Annotated in this window: 15 protein-coding genes; 10 read left to right on the top strand and 5 right to left on the bottom strand. The window is 71.7% G+C overall.

Annotated elements, in window-relative coordinates; translation table 11 throughout:
* Positions 1–22 precede the first annotated feature (22 nt).
* Positions 23–496, top strand: a complete 474-nt coding sequence (locus ACF06X_RS01120) for a hypothetical protein (RefSeq protein WP_392285069.1) — start codon at positions 23–25, stop codon at positions 494–496.
* Positions 497–508: 12 nt separating this feature from the next.
* Here the strand turns inward: ACF06X_RS01120 and ACF06X_RS01115 are convergent, their stop codons facing one another.
* Positions 509–1,117: a hypothetical protein gene (locus tag ACF06X_RS01115; RefSeq protein WP_392285068.1), complete on the bottom strand. Its 609-nt coding sequence runs from the start codon at positions 1,115–1,117 to the stop codon at positions 509–511.
* A gap of 165 nt (positions 1,118–1,282) precedes the next feature.
* Here ACF06X_RS01115 and ACF06X_RS01110 point away from each other — a divergent pair, with 165 nt between their 5' ends.
* From ACF06X_RS01110 to tesB, 3 genes are all read left to right on the top strand, one after another.
* Entirely contained in the window at positions 1,283–2,473 is a 1,191-nt protein-coding gene (locus ACF06X_RS01110; protein WP_392285067.1) for a helix-turn-helix domain-containing protein, read from the top strand.
* Positions 2,474–2,639: 166 nt separating this feature from the next.
* Entirely contained in the window at positions 2,640–3,797 is a 1,158-nt protein-coding gene (locus tag ACF06X_RS01105) for an acyl-CoA dehydrogenase family protein (RefSeq protein WP_392285066.1), read from the top strand.
* Positions 3,798–3,802: 5 nt separating this feature from the next.
* Positions 3,803–4,666 carry an acyl-CoA thioesterase II gene (gene tesB, locus ACF06X_RS01100; protein WP_392285065.1) on the top strand — a complete coding sequence of 288 codons (864 nt, stop codon included), beginning with the start codon at positions 3,803–3,805 and terminating at the stop codon, positions 4,664–4,666.
* A gap of 3 nt (positions 4,667–4,669) precedes the next feature.
* On the opposite strand, the gene ACF06X_RS01095 is transcribed toward tesB, so the two are convergent.
* From ACF06X_RS01095 to ACF06X_RS01085, 3 genes are all read right to left on the bottom strand, one after another.
* A complete protein-coding gene (locus ACF06X_RS01095; protein ID WP_392285064.1) occupies positions 4,670–5,446 on the bottom strand; it encodes a phosphatase in 777 nt (258 codons plus the stop codon).
* A 105-nt stretch (positions 5,447–5,551) separates the two neighbouring features.
* Positions 5,552–5,770 carry a hypothetical protein gene (locus tag ACF06X_RS01090; protein ID WP_392285063.1) on the bottom strand — a complete coding sequence of 73 codons (219 nt, stop codon included), beginning with the start codon at positions 5,768–5,770 and terminating at the stop codon, positions 5,552–5,554.
* Between the two features lie 94 nt (positions 5,771–5,864).
* Positions 5,865–6,476, bottom strand: a complete 612-nt coding sequence (locus tag ACF06X_RS01085) for a TetR/AcrR family transcriptional regulator (RefSeq protein ID WP_392285062.1) — start codon at positions 6,474–6,476, stop codon at positions 5,865–5,867.
* Positions 6,477–6,562: 86 nt separating this feature from the next.
* Here ACF06X_RS01085 and ACF06X_RS01080 point away from each other — a divergent pair, with 86 nt between their 5' ends.
* The 6 genes from ACF06X_RS01080 (at position 6,563) to ACF06X_RS01055 (ending at position 14,447) form a co-directional block, all read left to right on the top strand.
* Positions 6,563–8,170, top strand: a complete 1,608-nt coding sequence (locus ACF06X_RS01080) for a carboxyl transferase domain-containing protein (protein WP_392285061.1) — start codon at positions 6,563–6,565, stop codon at positions 8,168–8,170.
* A gap of 7 nt (positions 8,171–8,177) precedes the next feature.
* Positions 8,178–10,121 (top strand): acetyl/propionyl/methylcrotonyl-CoA carboxylase subunit alpha, encoded by a 1,944-nt coding sequence (locus ACF06X_RS01075; protein WP_392285060.1) that lies wholly within the window; start codon positions 8,178–8,180, stop codon positions 10,119–10,121.
* A gap of 8 nt (positions 10,122–10,129) precedes the next feature.
* Entirely contained in the window at positions 10,130–11,056 is a 927-nt protein-coding gene (locus ACF06X_RS01070; protein ID WP_392285928.1) for a hydroxymethylglutaryl-CoA lyase, read from the top strand.
* 8 nt (positions 11,057–11,064) lie between these two features.
* Positions 11,065–12,225, top strand: a complete 1,161-nt coding sequence (locus ACF06X_RS01065) for an acyl-CoA dehydrogenase family protein (protein WP_392285059.1) — start codon at positions 11,065–11,067, stop codon at positions 12,223–12,225.
* A gap of 196 nt (positions 12,226–12,421) precedes the next feature.
* Positions 12,422–12,997, top strand: a complete 576-nt coding sequence (locus tag ACF06X_RS01060; RefSeq protein WP_392285058.1) for a dihydrofolate reductase family protein — start codon at positions 12,422–12,424, stop codon at positions 12,995–12,997.
* Positions 12,998–13,106: 109 nt separating this feature from the next.
* Complete coding sequence (locus ACF06X_RS01055) at positions 13,107–14,447, top strand: peptidase inhibitor family I36 protein (RefSeq protein ID WP_392285057.1); 1,341 nt, start codon at positions 13,107–13,109, stop codon at positions 14,445–14,447.
* A 75-nt stretch (positions 14,448–14,522) separates the two neighbouring features.
* On the opposite strand, the gene ACF06X_RS01050 is transcribed toward ACF06X_RS01055, so the two are convergent.
* Positions 14,523–15,065, bottom strand: a complete 543-nt coding sequence (locus ACF06X_RS01050) for a GNAT family N-acetyltransferase (RefSeq protein WP_392285056.1) — start codon at positions 15,063–15,065, stop codon at positions 14,523–14,525.
* Positions 15,066–15,109 lie beyond the last annotated feature (44 nt).

Below are 15,109 nucleotides of genomic sequence, written 5' to 3'. Positions count from 1 at the left end.
AGAACTGCCTGCGGGGCCACTCATGAGCACCAACCCAGACACGCGGAAGTCGGCGCGGTCCGCCCTCGGCATCGTCGCGGCCATCGCCTGCCTCCTCTCCGTACCCCTGACCGCCTGCGGATCGGGCGCCCCGGAGCCCGCGCGGCAGAACAGCCCCGGCGCTCCCGTCTCGCTCGTCGTCGATGCCCGCGCCGTGGGCGAGAGCCTGGAGAGCCAGGCCGCAGCTCAGCAAGCGGCGGCGCAGAAGGCGGCGAAGGCCAAGGCGACCATGGAGAAGAGCCGAGGTCTCTGCACCACCGACCCCGCCGACCGGTCGAACTGTCGAAATCCGGGCGGCAGGATCGACCCCAAGGGCGGGGACCTGGATGGAGACGGCGTGTTCGAGGACCACGAACCCGTCGGGCCCGGCTACCGGGATCCCCGGGCGTACGACGGGGGCAGGACGTCGGGCGAGACGCAGTGCGAGTGGCTTCGTTCGCAGGGGATTACCTGCTGAGCAGACGGCCTCTCAGGGCCAGAGCTTGTTCACGGCGGTCTTCGTCGTGGTGCGGAAGGCGGTCAGCGGGGCGTCCTCGAAGTCGCCCATCTGACCCCAGCGGACGAGGGTGACGGTGCGGCCGTCGCGGCCGACGGAGAAGAGGTGGATGTCGGTGCTGCCGATCTGCGGGTCGGCGGTGTCCAGGCTGTAGACCCAGGCGCCCTCCTCGACGGCCAGCTTGCCGTGGTAGGCGCTGACGGCGTGCAGGCCCGGGTTCTGCTGCTCCAGCAGGGGGCCGCAGCCGGCGAGGGCCTTGCGAAGGGTGTCGACCAGCTTCACGGCGTCGGCCTCGGTGCGGGCGACGGTGGTGATCTGGACGCCGTTGGTGTCGAGCTCGGTGGTGAACTCGCGGTAGCGGGTGTTCTGCGCCGGGATCTTGTACGGGGCGCAGAGGGCGCCGCCGTTCTCCGGGATGCCGGTGAAGACCTGGGTCGCGGTCCACGGCGTCGACGACGGCGGCATCTGGGAGGCGGCGAGGAAGGCGGGCTGGGCAGCGGCCTGCGCCGGGGCCGTGGCGAGGGCCGCGAGGCCCAGGGCGGCAGCGGCGGCGGTGGCGAGTGCGGTACGGAGCTTGTTCATGGTGGTGGATCCCCCGTCGGGTCGTTCGGTCAGTGCTTCCATCAGCGTCGGGCCCCCGCCCGCCCCGGGCAACGGCGACGCGCCCACCCTCCGTCCCGGAACCATTCCACCCCCGCTGACGTGCAAGGACGTGAAGGGGTGGGACGCAGGGTCGAGGGGGATGGAATGCCGAAGGACGCCGCCGTCGAGGAGTTCGCGCGGCTCGTGCGCGCGCTGAAGGCGCGGGACGGGCGCAGTTACGAGGCGCTGGGCCGGCGCCTGAGCGTCAGCGCGTCCACCCTCCACCGCTACTGCTCGGGCGCGACCGTCCCGGAGGAGTTCGCCGTGGTCGACCGCCTCGCCCTGCTGTGCGGGGCGGACGAGGAGGAGCGGCGCGCCCTGGAGGTGGCCTGGAGCCGCGCGGACCGCACCCGTCGCCCTCCGGTGCCGGAGCCCGGCACGGAGCCCGAGTCCGGCCCGGAACCGGAACCGGAACCGGAACGGCAGCCGGCGCCGACGCCGGAGCCCGAGCCGGCCCCCGAGCCTGCGTCCGATCCCGAGCCCGACCCCGATCCCGAGCTCGAACCCGTGCACGCGCGCGTGCCGGGCCTCCCGTCCGAGCGGCGGAGGCGCCGGTGGGGGTGGGTGGGCCTGGTCGGCGGGACGCTGGCGGTCGTCGGGGCGGTGACGCTCGGAGCCGTACTCCTGCCTGGGAAGACCCGGGAGCGGGCCGCCGAACCACCGGCGCCGCTGACGTGGACGGTCGCCTCGCACATCTGGAAGAACGGGTGCGGGCACACCTACCTCGTGGAGCGGACGGCCCCTCCCCCGCCGGAGTCGGCCGACGCGCGGAGCTGGGCGGCGGCGCAGGGGGCCGTGGACGGCGGGGAGACGCTGGTGCGGGTGTCGGTGCAGGGGAAGGGCGCGGCGGCGGTGGTGCTCCAGGCGCTGCACGTGCGGGTGGTGGAGCGGGGCGCGCCGCTGCCGTGGACCGCGTACCGGATGGGCGGCGGGTGCGGCGGGGCGGTGACGCCGCGCCGTTTCGAGGTGGACCTGGACCGGCCGCGGCCGGTGGCGCGGGCGCTGGACGGGTACGACGCCTCCGGGGAGGAGGGCCGGACGCTCCCGGCGGTCTCCTTCCCGTACGCGGTCAGCGCCGCCGAGCCGGAGGAGCTGCTGGTCTCGGCGGGGGCGGCGGGGTGCGACTGCCGCTGGTACCTGGAGCTGGAGTGGAGCTCGGAGGGGCGCCGGGGCACGGTCCGGATCGGGGACGAGGACGGCGCACCCTTCCGGACGAGCGGTCTGCGGGGCCGCCCGGTGTGGGAGTACGACCCCGTCGGCCTCCGCTGGGTCCGCGGCGAGGTGCCCGAGGCTTGAGCGGACGTGAGCGGACGTGATGTGGGCAACCATGGGGCCCCGAGATCTGGACAGCGGCGCGAACCGATGGGTAACTTGACTGAGCAAGCGCTTAGGCATAGTGCGTGTGCGTCAGGTACTTGCGTCAGGTAGTCAGGACCAGGACAGGACTCCAAGGAGGCGGCTCGTGCGCCGTACGGTATTCAACGAGGACCACGAGGCGTTCCGGGAGACCATCCGCGCCTTCATCGAGGCCGAGGTCGTCCCGGTCTACGACGAGTGGTTCGCCGCGGGCCAGGCGCCGCGCGACTTCTACTACAAGCTCGGCGAGCTGGGCGTCTTCGGCATCAACGTCCCCGAGGAGTTCGGCGGCGCGGGCCTGGACACGCACAAGTTCGAGGCCGTCCTCTACGAGGAGACGTCCCGCGCGGGCGTGAACTTCGGCGGTTCCGGCGTGCATGTGCTGCTCGCCCTGCCGTACATCAAGATGCTCGCCACCGACGAGCAGAAGAAGCGCTACCTCCCGAAGTTCGTCTCCGGTGAGGAGATGTGGGCGCTGGCGATGACCGAGCCGGGCACCGGCTCCGACGTCGCGGGCATGAAGACCACCGCCAAGCTCTCCGAGGACGGCACGCACTACGTCCTCAACGGCGCCAAGACCTTCATCACCGGCGGTGTGCACGCCGACCGGGTGATCGTCTGCGCCCGCACCTCCGCGCCGACGGCCGAGGACCGCCGCTCCGGCATCTCCCTCTTCGCCGTGGACACCAAGTCCGAGGGCTACTCCATCGGCCGCAAGCTGGACAAGCTCGGCCTGCGCACCTCCGACACCGCCGAGCTGGCGTTCGTCGACGTGAAGGTGCCGGTCGAGGACCTGCTCGGCGAGGAGAACAAGGGCTTCTACTACCTCGGCCACAACCTCGCCTCCGAGCGCTGGGGCATCGCCTTCGGCGCCTACGCGCAGGCCAAGGCCGCCGTCCGCTTCGCCCAGCAGTACGTGCAGGAGCGCACCGTCTTCGGCAAGCCGGTCGCCCACTTCCAGAACACCAAGTTCGAGCTGGCCGCCTGCCAGGCCGAGGTCGACGCCGCCGAGGCCGTCGCCGACCGCGCCCTGGAGGCCCTGGACGCGGGCGAGCTGACGCCGGCCGAGGCCGCCAGCGCGAAGCTCTTCTGCACCGAGGTCGCCCACCGGGTCATCGACCGCTGCCTCCAGCTGCACGGCGGCTACGGCTACATGAACGAGTACCCGATCGCCCGCCTGTACGCCGACAACCGCGTGAACCGCATCTACGGCGGCACCAGCGAGATCATGAAGACGATCATCGCGAAGTCGATGGGCCTGTAGTCCAGGTGACCGACGCGCTCGACGAACTGCTCGATCTGCTCGACCTGGAGCAGATCGAGCAGGACTTCTTCCGGGGCGTGTCCCGCTCGGCCCTGGTCCCCCGCGTCTTCGGCGGCCAGGTTGCCGCCCAGGCGCTGGTGGCGGCCGGGCGGACCGTCCCCGAGGACCGGCTCGCGCACTCCCTGCACGCGTACTTCCTGCGTGCGGGGGATCCGGGCGCGCCGATCGTGTACCAGGTCGACCGGATCCGGGACGGCCGCTCCTTCACGACCCGGCGGGTCGTCGCCGTCCAGCACGGCCAGCCGATCTTTCACCTCTCCGCGTCCTTCCAGACGTACGAGGAGGGGCTGGAGCACCAGGACGACATGCCGGCCGCGCCGGATCCGGAGACGCTGCCGACGGCCGCCGAGATGCTGCCCCGGCACCTTCCGGAGGGTGTGGCCCGGCGGCTGATCGAGGCGCGGGCGGCGGTGGATCTGCGGTACGCGGACGTGCCGCCGTGGGGCAGCGTCGGGGAGCCCCGCGAGGCGCGCTCGCAGGTGTGGTTCCGTACGAACGGCAAGCTGGCCGACGATCCCCTGCTGCACGTCTGCCTGGCGACGTACGTCTCCGACATGACGCTGCTCGACTCGGTGCTCCTCGCCCACGGGCGGGGCGGCTGGGCGGTCGGGGACGTGGTCGGGGCGTCCCTGGACCACGCGATGTGGTTCCACCGGCCGTTCCGCGCCGACGAATGGCTGCTGTACGACCAGGAGTCCCCGTCCGCCTCGGGCGGCCGGGGCCTGGGCCAGGCCCGCATCTACACGCGGGACGGGAAGCTGGCGATCTCCGTCATCCAGGAGGGCGTCGTCCGCGTCCCGCGGCGCTGATCGTCAGTCGGTCAGGCCCGCCGCGTCGAGGACGTAGGCCGTCAGCGGCTCGTAGGAGCGGGGGTCGATGACGTGGTCGTCGAGGGGGATCGTGACCTGCATCGTGCCCTCCGCCTCGCCGATGAAGAGGGCCGGGTCGTTGCAGTCCGCGTAGCCCATCGAGTCGATTCCCCGCTGGCCCGCCCGGCCCGCCCAGCCGTGGTCCGCCACCACCAGGTCCGGGCGGCCGGCCTCGCCCAGCGCGTCCAGGATCGCGTTCATGGGCTCCGGCGAGTGCGTGTGCCAGAGGCTCGCGCCCCGTTCGAAGACGGCCACGTCCGCGAACTGCACGACGTACCCCTCGTCGGCGATGAGCCCGCCCGGGATCCGTACGATCTCGCACCCCGCCGCCCGCAGCCCGGCGGCCACGCGGCTGTGGGCGTCGATCAGCGCGCCGGGGTGGCCGGTCGCGAAGAGCACGCGCTCCTTGCCGGCGGCGGCCTTGCGCAGGCGTGCGGCCATCCGGTCGAGGGCGTCGACGGTCAGTTCGGGGTCGATGGTGTCCTGTCCGGACCGGTGGGCGGGGTCGTCGTTCACGCCGCACCGCTCGGCCATCACGGCGAGCACGTCCTGCTCGTCCGTCCAGCGGTCGCCGAGTTCCAGACCCAGCCAGTAGTGCCGGTCGCCGTTGGCGAGCCTGCGGTAGTGGGAGAGGTTGTTGTCGCGCGGGGTGGCGACGTCGCCCGCGATCCGGGTGCGGACGAGGTGCTCGACGAGGGCGGGGCGGCTGAGTATCGGCATGGTGCTCATTGTGCCGTCCCATGCCGCCGGGGTCCGTCCGTCTCGCACACCGGACGGTCGGCGGCGCCGCCTCACACGCCCTCACAAGCCCCTCAGCCACGCCCCTCACAAGCGCCATTTGTACTTGCCGCCGCCGACCCATCTCACTTGCGCGGGGTCATCGAGATCGACGTGATTCCAGCCGGCCTGACGCGCCAGCCTGATCACGTCCATCATGTCGTGGGCGACGCCCAGTGTTTCCCCGCCGGACTGGACCGGACGGAACGGTGGATCGCCGGGCACGACCCCCAGGACGACGACCGGCCTCCGTACGTCCTCACTCATGCCTCCAGCATGAGCCCGCGGCCGGACGCACGCACGTGCTCCGGCCCCGTCCCGTAAGACCCCGTCAGCCCCCGTCCGACCCCGTCAGACCCCGTCACACCCCGTCGGCCGCCGCCGCGAAGGCGCCCCGGGCGAGGCGGTGGAGGAGGTCGGCCATCGCGGTGCGGCCCGGGAGGGAGCCCGCGGGGGCGAGGTGCGGGGTCGAGTTCAGCAGGCCGAAGACCGCGTGGACGGCGGCTCGCGCGTCCGACTCGGCGAGGGCGGGATAGGTCTCCCGTACGGTCTCCACCCACAGCTCGACGTACTGCCGCTGCAGCTGGCGTACCAGCTTCCGGTCACTCTCCCGGAGGCGGTCCAGCTCGCGGTCGTGGAGGGTGATGAGCGGACGGTCGTCGAGCGCGAAGTCGATGTGGCCCTCGATGAGCGAGTCGAGCAGCGCCTCGGGCGGGGCCGAGTCCCGTTCACGCTCCCTCGCGCAGCGCTTGCCGCCGGTCAGCAGCCGCTCGCTGATCCCGACGAGGAGCTCCGCGAGCATCGCGTCCTTCCCGGGGAAGTGTCGGTAGAGACCCGGTCCGCTGATCCCGACCGCCGCTCCTATCTCGTCGACGCCCACCCCGTGGAACCCGCGCTCGGCGAAGAGGCGGGCGGCCTCCTTGAGGATCTGCTCGCGTCGCGTGGGGGTGTCGGCCCTGGCGGTGGTGGTCATGGAGACGATTCTAGACAATGCGGTTAGCGGTCGTTAACCTGACGACATACGTTAACGCTCATTAACCGAGCAAGGGAGCTCAGTCGATGCAGCAGGCACCTGTGCTGACGAGCGCGGCAGATCCCGCGTCGCCGGCCTGGCAGGCCAACGAGGCGGCCCACCACGAGCTGGTCGGGACCCTCCGGGCCAAGCTCGCCGCGGCCGCGCTCGGCGGCGGCGAGAAGGCCCGCGCCCGGCACACCGCGCGCGGCAAGCTGCTGCCCCGGGACCGTGTGGACACCCTCCTCGACCCGGGGTCGCCCTTCCTGGAGCTGGCCCCGCTGGCGGCGAACGGGATGTACGGCGACCAGGCACCGGCCGCCGGAGTCATCGCCGGCATCGGCCGGGTCTCCGGCCGCGAGTGCGTGATCGTCGCCAACGACGCGACCGTCAAGGGCGGCACGTACTACCCGATGACCGTGAAGAAGCACCTGCGGGCGCAGGAGGTGGCGCTGGAGAATCGTCTCCCCTGCCTCTACCTCGTCGACTCGGGCGGCGCCTTCCTGCCCCTGCAGGACGAGGTCTTCCCGGACCGCGACCACTTCGGCCGGATCTTCTACAACCAGGCCCGGATGTCCGGCGCCCGCATCCCGCAGATCGCGGCCGTCCTCGGCTCCTGCACCGCCGGCGGCGCGTACGTCCCGGCCATGAGCGACGAGGCCGTGATCGTACGGAACCAGGGAACGATCTTCCTGGGCGGGCCGCCGCTGGTGAAGGCCGCGACCGGTGAGGTCGTCACGGCCGAGGAGCTGGGCGGCGGCGAGGTGCACTCCCGTACGTCCGGAGTCACAGACCATCTCGCCGAGGACGACGCCCACGCCCTGCGCATCGTCCGCAACATCGTCTCCACGCTCCCCGAGCGCGGCCCGCTCCCCTGGTCGGTCGAGCCGGTCGAGGAGCCGAAGGTGGACCCGGCGGGTCTTTACGGCGCGGTGCCGGTCGACTCCCGCACGCCGTACGACGTCCGCGAGGTCATCGCCCGGATCACCGACGCCTCCCGCTTCCAGGAGTTCAAGGCGGAGTACGGCCAGACGCTCGTCACCGGCTTCGCCCGGATCCACGGACACCCGGTCGGGATCGTCGCCAACAACGGCATCCTCTTCTCCGAGTCCGCCCAGAAGGGCGCGCACTTCATCGAGCTGTGCGACCAGCGCGGCATCCCGCTGCTCTTCCTGCAGAACATCTCCGGCTTCATGGTCGGCCGCGACTACGAAGCGGGCGGCATCGCCAAGCACGGCGCCAAGATGGTGACGGCCGTGGCCTGCACGCGCGTGCCGAAGCTGACGGTGGTCGTCGGCGGCTCGTACGGCGCGGGCAACTACTCGATGTGCGGCCGGGCCTACTCCCCCCGCTTCCTGTGGATGTGGCCCAACGCCAAGATCTCGGTGATGGGCGGCGAGCAGGCCGCGTCCGTGCTCGCGACGGTCAAGCGCGACCAGCTCGGGGACGACTGGAGCGCGGAGGACGAGGAAGAGTTCAAGGCCCCGATCCGCGCGCAGTACGAGACCCAGGGCAACGCCTACTACGCGACCGCCCGGCTGTGGGACGACGGGGTCATCGACCCCCTGGACACCCGACAGGTGGTGGGTCTCGCGCTCACCGCCTGCGCCAACGCCCCGATCGGCGACCCCGCCTTCGGCGTCTTCCGGATGTGAGTGACAGATGACCATGTTCGACACCGTCCTCGTCGCCAACCGCGGCGAGATCGCCGTCCGCGTCATCCGTACGCTGCGCGCGCTCGGCGTCCGCTCGGTCGCCGTCTTCAGCGACGCGGACGCGGACGCCCGTCATGTACGGGAGGCCGACACGGCGGTACGGCTCGGCCCCGCGCCCGCCTCCGAGTCCTACCTCTCCGTGGAGCGGCTCATCGAGGCCGCCCGGCAGACCGGCGCCCAGGCCGTCCACCCGGGATACGGCTTCCTCGCCGAGAACGCCGCCTTCGCGCGGGCGTGCGCGGAGGCGGGTCTCGTCTTCATCGGGCCCCCGGCCTCGGCGATCTCGCTGATGGGCGACAAGATCCGGGCGAAGGAGACCGTGCAGGCGGCGGGCGTCCCGGTCGTGCCGGGCGCCGCCGACCCCGACCTTGAGGCCGCGGCCCGCGAGCTCGGCGCGCCCGTGCTGCTGAAGCCCTCGGCGGGCGGCGGCGGCAAGGGCATGCGCCTGGTGCGCGACCTGTCGGCACTGGAGGAGGAGATCGCGGCGGCGCGGCGCGAGGCGCGGTCCTCCTTCGGCGACGACACGCTGCTGGTGGAGCGGTGGATCGACCGGCCGCGCCACATCGAGATCCAGGTGCTCGCGGACTCCCACGGGAACGTGATCCACCTCGGCGAGCGCGAGTGCTCGCTCCAGCGACGCCACCAGAAGATCATCGAGGAGGCGCCGAGCGTCCTGCTGACGCCGGAGATCCGCGAGCGGATGGGCGCGGCGGCGGTGGAGGCGGCCCGCTCCTGCGGCTATGTCGGCGCGGGCACGGTGGAGTTCATCGTCCCGGGCGTCGACCCGTCCTCGTACTACTTCATGGAGATGAACACCCGCCTCCAGGTGGAGCACCCGGTGACCGAGCTGATCACCGGCGTCGACCTGGTCGAGTGGCAGCTGCGGGTGGCGGCGGGCGAGCCGCTGTCCTTCGGGCAGGCGGACGTCCGTCTCGACGGCTGGGCGATCGAGGCCCGGATCTGCGCGGAGGACCCTTCCCGCGGCTTCCTGCCGTCCGGCGGCACGGTCCTGTCGCTGCGCGAGCCGCAGGGCGACGGCGTCCGCACGGACTCCGGCCTGAGCGAGGGCACGGAGGTCGGCAGCCTGTACGACCCGATGCTCTCCAAGGTCATCGTGCACGCGAAGGACCGGTCCACGGCGCTGCGCAAGCTGCGCGCGGCCCTCGCGGACACGGTCACCCTCGGCGTACCGACCAACGCGGGCTTCCTGCGCCGTCTGCTGGCCCACCCGTCGGTGGTCGCGGGCGACCTGGACACCGGTCTGGTGGAGCGCGAGGCGGAGAGCCTGGTCCCCAAGTCCGTACCGGACGAGGTCTACGCGGCGGCCGCGGCGGTCCGCCTCGCGGGCCTGGCCCCCACGCCCCGGAACGGCTGGACCGACCCCTTCTCCGTGCCGAGCGGCTGGCGTCTGGGCGGCGAACCGGCACCGCTCCTCTTCCCGCTGCGGGTGTCGGGGCTCGACCCCGTCACGGTGCCCGCGCCCGCCGGCGCGACCGTCACGGACACATCGGTCACCGACACGTCGGTCACCGTCACGGTCGACGGCGTCAGCCACCGCTTCCACCGGGCCGGCGCCTGGCTCGGCCGTGACGGGGACTCCTGGCACGTCCAGGACCACGACCCCGTCGCCACCGCCCTCAGCGGCGCCGCGCACTCCGGTGCCGACGCGCTCGCCGCCCCCATGCCCGGGACCGTCACCGTCGTGAAGGTCGGGGTCGGGGACGAGGTGGAGGCCGGCCAGAGTCTGCTCGTCGTCGAGGCGATGAAGATGGAGCACGTCATCTCCGCCCCGCACGCCGGCACCGTCACCGAGCTGGACGTCACGCCCGGCGCCACCGTCGCCATGGACCAGGTCCTCGCCGTGGTGACCCCGAGGGAGGAGGACAAGTGAACCTGCCCATGACCGTGCCCGCGCCCGGGCTGCCCGCCCGCGTCCGGATCCACGAGGTCGGGCCGCGCGACGGGCTCCAGAACGAGAAGACAGTCGTACCGACCGCCGTGAAGGCGGAGTTCATCCGGCGGCTCGCCGACGCGGGGCTCTCCACGGTCGAGGCGACCAGCTTCGTCCACCCCAAGTGGGTGCCCCAACTGGCCGACGCCGAGGAGCTGTTCCCGCTCCTGCGGGGCATCCCGGCCCGGCTTCCCGTCCTCGTCCCGAACGAACGCGGCCTGGACCGTGCGCTGGCCCTCGGCGCCCGCGAGATCGCGGTCTTCGCCTCCGCCACCGAGTCCTTCGCCAAGGCCAATCTCAACCGGACGGTCGACGAGGCCCTCGCGATGTTCGCGCCGACCGTCACCCGCGCCATAGAGCAGGGGCTGAAGGTCCGCGGCTATCTCTCGATGTGCTTCGGCGACCCGTGGGAGGGCGCGGTCCCGATCGACCAGGTCGTCCGGGTCACCAAGGCGCTCGCCGACATGGGATGCGACGAGCTGAGCCTCGGCGACACCATCGGCGTCGCCACCCCCGGCCATGTCGAGGCGCTGCTGACGGCGCTCAACGAGGCGGGGGTCCCCACCTCCCGCCTCGCCGTCCACTTCCACGACACCTACGGCCAGGCCCTGTCCAACACGCTCGCCGCGCTGCGGCACGGCGTCACCACCGTCGACGCCTCCGCCGGGGGCCTCGGGGGCTGCCCGTACGCGAAGAGCGCGACCGGCAATCTCGCCACCGAGGATCTGGTCTGGATGCTCGACGGCCTCGGCATCGAGACCGGGGTCGACCTGGCCGCCCTCACCGCCACGAGCGTGTGGATGGCCGGACAACTGGGCCGCCCGAGCCCTTCCCGTACCGTCCGCGCGCTCGCCGCGAACTCTCACAAGGAGTGACGAAACCCATGTCCCTCGACCACCGGCTCTCCGAAGAGCACGAGGAACTCCGCCGCACCGTCGAGGAGTTCGCCCACGACGTCGTCGCCCCCAAGATCGGCGACTATTACGAGCGTCACGAGTTCCCGTACGAGATCGTCCGCGAGATGGGCCGCATGGGCCTGTTCGGGCTGCCGTTCCCCGAGGAGTACGGCGGGATGGGCGGCGACTACCTCGCCCTCGGCATCGCCCTGGAGGAGCTGGCCCGGGTCGACTCCTCCGTGGCCATCACCCTGGAGGCGGGCGTCTCGCTCGGAGCGATGCCGGTCTACCGCTTCGGCACCGAGGAGCAGAAGCAGGAGTGGCTGCCCCGGATGTGCTCCGGCGAGATCCTGGGCGCGTTCGGCCTGACGGAGCCGGGTGCCGGGTCGGACGCGGGCGGCACCCGCACCACGGCCGTGCGCGACGGCGACGACTGGGTCATCAACGGCTCGAAGTGCTTCATCACCAACTCCGGTACGGACATCACGGGCCTGGTCACGGTCACCGCCGTCACCGGCCGCAAGGCCGACGGCCGGCCGCTGATCTCCTCGATCATCGTCCCCTCCGGCACCCCCGGCTTCACGGTGGCCGCGCCCTACTCCAAGGTCGGCTGGAACGCCTCGGACACCCGCGAGCTCTCCTTCGACGACGTACGCGTCCCGGCCGCCAACCTGCTGGGCGAGGAGGGCCGCGGCTACGCGCAGTTCCTCCGGATCCTGGACGAGGGGCGGATCGCGATCTCGGCGCTTGCGACCGGACTGGCGCAGGGCTGTGTCGACGAGTCGGTGAAGTACGCGAAGGAACGTCACGCCTTCGGCCGGCCGATCGGCGACAACCAGGCGATCCAGTTCAAGATCGCGGACATGGAGATGCGGGCGCACATGGCCCGGATCGGCTGGCGCGACGCGGCCTCCCGGCTGGTGCTCGGCGAGCCGTTCAAGAAGGAGGCGGCGCTGGCGAAGCTGTACTCCTCCACCGTGGCGGTGGACAACGCCCGCGAGGCGACCCAGATCCACGGCGGGTACGGCTTCATGAACGAGTACCCGGTGGCCCGGATGTGGCGCGACTCCAAGATCCTGGAGATCGGCGAGGGCACGAGCGAGGTCCAGCGCATGCTGATCGCGAGGGAGCTGGGCCTCTCGGCCTGACGGGCCTGTCCGCCGCGTGGCGCCCTGACCGATCGCCCGCCACCCCGACACCTGGGGTGGCGGGCGATGCTCTTTCGACGCCCGAGGCCGCGCCGTGCGATCGCCACCCGCTACGGGGACTCTTCGACGCGTCCTGCGGCCGCCGGCGACCGGCGACCGTAGTGTCGAGGGGTATGTGTTCCCGAGGAGGCTTCTGATGCGCAGCGTGACCTACTCGATGGGCGTCTCCCTCGACGGCTACATCGTCGGGCCGGACGGCGACTTCAACTGGACGGCGCCCGACGAGGAGGTCTTCCGCTTCTGGATCGACGAGATCCGCGGGGTCGACGTCCACCTGTTGGGACGACGGCTGTACGAGACGATGCTGTACTGGGAGACCGCCGACCAGGATCCGACGCTCGACGACTCGATGCGCGAGTGGACGGCGCTCTGGAAGCCGCTCCCCAAGGTGGTGTTCTCCACCACGCTGTCGACCGTGCAGGGCCACGCCCGCCTGGCCTCCGGCGGCCTGGCGGAGGAGATCGAGCGGTTGCGGGGCGAGCCGGGGGAGGGCGAGATCGCGATCGGCGGCGCCACCCTGGCCGCCGAGGCGGCCGAGCTGGATCTGATCGACGAGTACCGGGCCGTGGTCTACCCGGTGCTGGTCGGCGGCGGCATCCCGTTCTTCCCCCGGCGCGAGCGCCGGGTCGATCTCGAACTCGTCGAGACCCGCACCTTCGGCTCAGGAGTCGTCTACCTCCGCCACCGCGTGACGCGCCGGGCCTCGCGCTAGGAGGTGCCGAGGGCTCGGTGTCGCGCCCCGTGGCTTCGCGTCTACCATGATCCGCTCCTGTCCCTCCAAGAGAGCGGCTTCAATGCGTACTTCGCGTATATCCCGAAGAATGGCGACACTGTTGTCGACGGTAGGGCTCCTTTTCTCCGGCCTCACGGCGGCGGCCTCGCCGGCCGCGGCGGCGGAGCCGTGCCCCGCCGAACGCCTGTGCCTGTACTCAGGAACGGGCCTCGAAGGCCTCAAGTTCGTGGCGGGCAGCACACAGACCTGCTTCTGGCTCGGCCGGTACGGCCTGGGCGAGGAGTCCGCGGGAATCAACTCGTACGTCAACAACCTCCCCGTCACGGCGCAGGTCTATCAGTTCGACACGACGGGCCTCAGCTCCGCCGACCACATCCTGCGCGGCAGCATCCGGTCCGGAGGAGCCAGCAGCAACACCGGCGCCTCGGACCCCGCCTCCCCCTGGCACCGGCTGGACAAGGTGTGCACGGGCGGCGCGGATCCCATGACGTCCCCGGCCTTCACCTTCGGGGCGGAGTACGACGCCGATCCGTTGCGCTACGCGGACGTCCCGGGCACGAAGCTCGAGTTCGAGGCCACGCAGGGGCAGGCCTCGTACCTGTGGACCCGCAACGTGTCGGTCGGCAACGTCGCGGCACTGGGTGACCACAAGAACATCGGTGTCACCGGCGCGATCCGCTGCATGTACGCGGACGGGCGCGCGCTTCCCACCGACAAGGAGACGGGAGCGTACTGGGCGGCGAACCTCGTGCCGCCCGGTGAGACGGCCCTGGCGCCTTCGGTGCGGTGGACGTTCGTCGCGCCGACGACGGACCGCTACCGGTGCCGCGTCTCGGTGCTCGGGTACGCGACCTGGATCGGCGCCGGGAATTCGGTGGCCATGCAGGTCGCCGCGGGCGCGGAGCTGTCCCGAGCCGTGTACGGCGACACGGCCGGGTGGACCCAGGCCGAGTCCGTGGAACCGCCCGCCCTCACGCCGGGGACCACGAAGGGCTTCCTCGATCACGTGTACACCCCGCGGGGGACGGACCGGATCGCGATCGTCCTGGACGCCAACATGACCAGCTGCAACAACGACAAGGACGGCATCGCGCCCAACTACGGGATCGACAAGTGCGCCGGCGAGAACGACCCGACCGCGCACTCCACGGACGCCTCCACCTGGATCGAGGCACAGCCCGTCAGGGCCGACGGTTCCGCCTGCGGCGTCCCGCTGAAGAGCGCCGTGGCGCGCTGGAACATCACCGAGCGTAAGCACCACCAGACCGCGACGAACACCCTGTACCTCACCACCGCCCAGCTCGGCGCGTGCGACAGGGTCCGCGTCACCCTGAAGGTGACGAACCACGCCGGCAACCGCCTGCAGGTGCACACCGGTTACGCGTCACAGCGCATCGCCAAGACACACGGCTCGGCCTTCACGTACTAGCGGTAGGCCCGGATCCTCCACGGCGACCGGTCGGGCCGGGTACGGAAACGTCCCGTCCCGGCCGGACAGCCCGACCTAGACCTTCGGGGCCGGCTTCCACTCCCGCGCCAGGAGCCCGAGCAGCACCTCGTCGAGGAACTCGCCCATCACCCAGGCCGAGGAGCGCAGCACGCCCTCGCGGACGAAGCCGTTGCGCTCGGCGGAGCGCAGCATCGCGTGATTGTCGGCCAGCGTCTCGATCTGCAGCCGGTGCAAGCCGCGCACGACGAAACCGTAGTGACACAGGACCGCGACCACGTCGGTGCCGTAACCCTTGCCGCGCGAGGCGGGCAGCAGTCCCAGGCCGATGTGCGCGGACCGGCTGTGGTTGTCGATGCCCCACAGCGTCGCGGTGCCGATCAGCGTGCCGCCGTCCAGCTCCACCACGGAGAAGGGGACGTGCCCCTGCTCCTTGTCGTCCACGACGAGCCGCGGGTCCTTCGAGCCGGGCGTGATCGGCCGCCACGGCCCGCCTTCGGCCCGCGAGGCGTTGGCCACGTCGTCGTAGAGCTCGGTCCGAAGAATCGGAATGTCGTCCTCGTGCCGAGCCCTGAGCCCGACCTTGGCGCCTCTAAGCATGCGAGCTTCCTATCGGGCCGGGCTCGACGACGGCAATCCAATTA

This window comes from Streptomyces sp. NPDC015346, from assembly GCF_043078785.1.
GTDB lineage: Bacteria > Actinomycetota > Actinomycetes > Streptomycetales > Streptomycetaceae > Streptomyces.
This window is presented reverse-complemented; position numbering and strand designations above follow the sequence as displayed.